This is a genomic window from Roseateles sp. P5_E11 (genome assembly GCF_054049355.1).
The window spans coordinates 1-4,584 of sequence record NZ_JBFUMO010000476.1 but is presented as its reverse complement, the minus strand read 5'-3'; the positions used below and the strand labels follow the sequence as shown (position 1 = coordinate 4,584).

General features: G+C 68.1%; 3 protein-coding genes. 1 reads left to right on the top strand and 2 read right to left on the bottom strand.

Features of this window, described 5'->3' with window-relative positions:
* Together ACXJKR_RS24965 and ACXJKR_RS24960 are read right to left on the bottom strand one after the other, a co-directional pair.
* A partial coding sequence (locus ACXJKR_RS24965; protein WP_457325112.1) for a 7TMR-DISM family protein occupies window positions 1-1,326 on the bottom strand: 1,326 nt, incomplete at its 3' end.
* Window positions 1,323-2,105: a helix-turn-helix domain-containing protein gene (locus ACXJKR_RS24960; protein WP_457325111.1), complete on the bottom strand. Its 783-nt coding sequence runs from the start codon at window positions 2,103-2,105 to the stop codon at window positions 1,323-1,325. The genes ACXJKR_RS24965 and ACXJKR_RS24960, both read right to left, overlap by 4 nt.
* A 150-nt stretch (window positions 2,106-2,255) precedes the next feature.
* Between ACXJKR_RS24960 and ACXJKR_RS24955 the strand changes: the two genes are divergently transcribed.
* Window positions 2,256-4,584: hypothetical protein (locus ACXJKR_RS24955; protein WP_457325110.1), on the top strand; the 2,329-nt coding region annotated here is incomplete at its 3' end.

Below are 4,584 nucleotides of genomic sequence, written 5' to 3'. Positions count from 1 at the left end.
GTCGTGGCCAATGAAGGCCAGCAGGCGGCTGCGCTGCTGGTGCTGGCTGCGGGCCTCCTGCAGCGCATCGCGCAATTCGCCGGTGCGCTGCGCCACCTGCCGCTCCAGCTCCTGGCTGCGCGCGGCCCGCTCCTGCAGCAGCTGCGCCTGCGCGGCCAGCTYGGTGCGGCGCTGCTGCACCACCTGCTGCACCAGGGCCATCAGCAGGATCAGGTGCGACAGCAGCAGCACGACGGGCGTGGTCAGCCACATCACCGGCCCCAGCTCCAGCCAGCCCAGCACATAGGCGTAACGCGGCAGCGCGCCCACCACCGCAGACGCCATCACCAGCGCGGCCCAGCCGGCCAACGGCAGGCGACGCCACCAGGCCCAGCCGGCCAGCACCAGGGTCAGCAGGCCGCACAGCCCCGTCAGCGCGTTGACGAGCGGCGCCACGGCCCGGTAGTCGCCCCACAGCGCGGTCAACAGGGCGGTGCCGATGGCGAGCCAGGCGGCAGCCAGCGCCCAGCGCAGCGCCGCCGCGGCGCGGCGCAGTGGCAGGATGGCTGCCACGGCCAGCGAGTTCAGCAGCTGTGCCGTGCCCATCAGCACCACCAAGCTGCGCGGCGCCCAGCCGGTGGCGTTGGGCCAGAGGTACTGAAAGCTCAGGCCGTGCAGGCTCAGCTCGTAAAGGCCGTAGGCCGCCACCGAGCCCGCCATCAGCGCGAATGCCGCCCGGCGCCAGAAGAAGAACAGCAGCAGATAGCCGGCGGCGGCCAGCATCTGGTTGCCGGCCAGCACGGCGATGGCCAGGGTGGTGTCGCGGTTCTCAGTGAAGCAGTCGCGCGGCCGGCACAGCAGCGCGTCGAAGGAGGCGTAGGTGCGGCCCGACTCGCGCAGCATCAGGCGCAGCGGCCGGCCGGGCTCCGGGCGCAGCTCGAAGCTCACGTCGCTGGTGTCCAGCGGCCATTGCTCGTGAGGCACCCGCAGGCCAGCTTGCGTGTAGCGCCATTGCCCGTCGGGCGCCTGGACCCACAGCTGCGCGTGCTCGATGCGCGTCAGCGTCATCACCAGCCAGAGCGTCTCCGGCTGGGCGTTGGCGGGCAGCTCCAGCCGGGCCCACAGCGCGGTGCGTGTGTAGCCGGGGGTGCGCAGATGGCCAGTCGGCTGGTGGGGCTTGAACTCGGCGGCTCGCGCCTGCACGTCGTCCAGCGTCAGGGCGCCGCCGGGGTCTTCGAGCAACTGCCAGGCTGGTTGAGGCGTTGGTGGCGGCTGCGCATGCAATGGTGTCCAGGCGGCCAGGGCCAGCGCGAGGCTCAGCAGCCGGGTCAGCCAGCGCCGGGTCAAGCGGTGCCGCCGTCGCGCTGGTGCTGGCGCCAAGCCTGCGGCGTCAGCCCCAGTCGCTCGCGGAAGGCGGTGGAGAAGTTGGACGCCGTGGTGAAACCCACGTCGAAGGCAATGTCCTGCACGCTCATGGGCGTGGCGGCCAGCAGGTGGCAGCCGACGCGGATGCGCTCCTCGCTGATGAAACCCGACACCGTCAGGCCGAGGTGCCTGCGAAACAGCGTGGACAGGCGTCGCTCGCTCAAGCCCAGGCGCTCGGCCAGGTCGCCCACCGAGGGCAGGTCCTCCAACTGCTCGCCAATGAGCTGGGTAGCTGCGTTGACGAAGGCCAGTTCGGGGTCGTGTGCGCCATCGCAGCGCCCCGGCGCGGTCTTGGCGCGCGGCAGATGGACGTAGACCCGCGCCAGCACCTCGTCGGCCAGAAAGGGCTTGGCGATGTAGTCCACCGCCCCCAGGCGCAAGCCGTCCAGCCGTTGCTGCGCGCTCGCCTGGGCAGAGAGAAAGATCACCGGGATCTCACAGGTGGCCGCATCGGCCTTCAGTAGCCGGCACACAGCATGCCCGTCCATGCCAGGCATCACGAGGTCCAGCAGGATCAGGTCGGGCCGCTGCGCCTGGGCGCGGTGAAAGCCGCCGAGCCCGTCGGCGGCATGGAGCAGCCGGTAGTGGCGGGCCAGCAGATCGCTGAGCTGGCGCAACTGCTCGGGCGCATCGTCGATCAGCAACAGCCGCGCCGCGCCTGGCGGAGCCATGTCGTCATGCGTGGCGAGAGCTTCACTCATCGCGGCGATTGTCAACCGTCTTTGCAGGCCGTTTACATCTGGTTATTTTTGCTAGACGACGAACCAGCACAGGTTTTCTGCGGTTTGGCAAAGGTGGGTTGGCCAGAGTGCGGAGAAAGTCACGCTGCACCGCTATCAGGGAGAGCCACCATGAAGACACGCCAGCCCGGCAAGACCCAGCCTGCCCGCCACCCGCACACCGTCCGCGTGATGCCGGCGCTGTCGCGGCTGAGCCTGCTGATCGGCCTGGGCCTGATGCCGGGCCTGGCGGCCCAAGGCACCACCCTCAGCGACCAGGTCAGCTTCAGCGCCACGGGCCAGAGCCTGTGGGGCAATGCCGGCGGCACGGCCACCGCGAGCTATGCGCTGCAGACCAGCTGGGGCACCTATGCGGGTGTCGCCGCGCAGGAGTTGTTCAACTTCGGCGGCTTCACCAACGTTTACGACCCGATCTTCAACACGTACCTGGGCCGCTACGGCGTCGCGGCCAGCATGCAAAGCTCGGGCCGGATCGGGCTGGAGTTCTCGGCCAGCGCGCGGGGTGGATCGATGGATTTCAGCCAGAGCTTCAACCCCGTGCTGACCCTGCCCGACAGTTTTACCAAGGGGCAGAACTTCATCGTCAAAGCCCGCGACACCCTGAAAGCGGCGGCCACCCTGACGCCCTATCTGCCCAGCGTGCAGGCCTCCGTGTCCGGTCTGTTCAATTTCGATGCCAAGGTCGCGGTGCAGGGCTGCTTTGTCGATTGCACCAGCACCAGCTTCGAGTTCGGGGTGAACCCGGGCAAGTTCTCGCTGCTCAACTTCGACAGCGCCGCGAGCGCCATGCTGACGGTCCTGGGCAAGCCGGTGGCGGTGCCGGCCCTGGGCCAGGATTTCCTGATCGGCAGCACCAACACCTTCATGCTCGACACCGTCAAGGCCGGTAACTGTTCGGCGCTGACGGGCGGCGCCCTGCATTGCGGCAACGAGGTGCTGCGTGGCGGCTGGGAGCTGGGGGCCATGCTGCCGCCCCTGTACGGCGTCGCCAACCCGCTGCGCTTCAGGGGCTCCGAAAAAGGCTTCAGCCTCGAGACCAATTTCCTCAGCGTGAATGCCGGCCCGTCCATGGGCATGAACTTCGACTTCGCGCCCACCGCGCCGGTGTTCGTCAAGCTGGTGTTCGATCAGCCGGTGCAAGAGGTCATCACCGGCGCCGGCGGCGCCGAGTCCTTCATCGACCATCTGGACGGCAAGGTCAGCTTTGCTCTGGGCAGCGACATCAAGCTGCGTTTTGCCGGCACCCCCGGCAAGCTGGTGGGGCGCAACTACTTCCTCGGCGACGCCAGCATCCAGACCTCGCTGAGCGCCGACCTGGACCAAGACCTGCGTGGCCACTACGGCTGCGGCTTCGAGGTCAAAGCGGTGGGCCTCAGCCTGGGCGACACCGGGCTGAACAACTGCCTGTACGAGAGCAACTCCAACATCAGCCGCGACACGCTGAAGGTCTATTCGGGMTCGACCACGCTCAGCGGCGTGCGCACCAGCCTCACGCTGGAGGGCAACCCCACCCGCATTGACGACCTGGTGGTCACCGGCACCACCGCCTACCGCGGTGGGTCGATGCTGAGCAACCGGGGGCGCGGCGTCCTGGCCACCTTCGCAGCCGGCAGTCGCACCGAAATCAGCGATGCCGGCAGCCGCATCGACAATGGCGACCATGCGCGAGCCCTGTTCGACAGGAGCTCCTCGGTCCTTGTGATGGCTGGCGGCCGCATTGACAACAGCGGCGGCGCGCAGATCGAGATCGAGCGCGACGCGGTGGTCAACGTGCTCGCCGGCGCTACGCTGTCCAATGAGAAGGCCTCGCCCGGCTACGGCGACAGCCTCATCAGCAACCGCGGCACGCTATCAGTCGCCGGCAAGCTCAGCAACCACGGCGTGATCGACAACCAGGGCAGCCTGTCCCTGGGGTCAGGCTTTGTCATGGACTCCGCCGGTGGCACCCTCAACAACGGCAACACGCTGGAGCTTCACGGCAACCTGGTGCTGGGTGCAGCCGAGGCCGGCAGCTTCAATCTGCTGGCCGGCAGCAGGCTCAATGTGTATGGCTCGCTGGGCATTGCCGCCGGCTACACACAGATCAACAGCGGCTTCCTGTGGCTGGCGCCCGGTACAGGCACGCTGAACATCCAGGGCACGCTTCAGATCGGCCAAGGTGGCAGCGATGGCCAGCTCAACGGTGACAGCACACTGGGCCCAGGGGGCAAGCTCGTCTTCAATCTCGCCGGCAACCAGGAGCATTTGAACCGGATCAGTGGTGAAGGCAGCGTGTGGAAGACGGGGCCCGGTACGGTGAACCTGAGCGCAGCCGGCCTTTACACCGGCTCCACCATCATCGACGGCGGTACGCTGCGGCTGAGTTCGACCACCCTGTCCCGCCAGTTCGACATCGGCACCAGTGGCGTGCTGGAGCTGAACCTGAACAGTGGCACGCGCG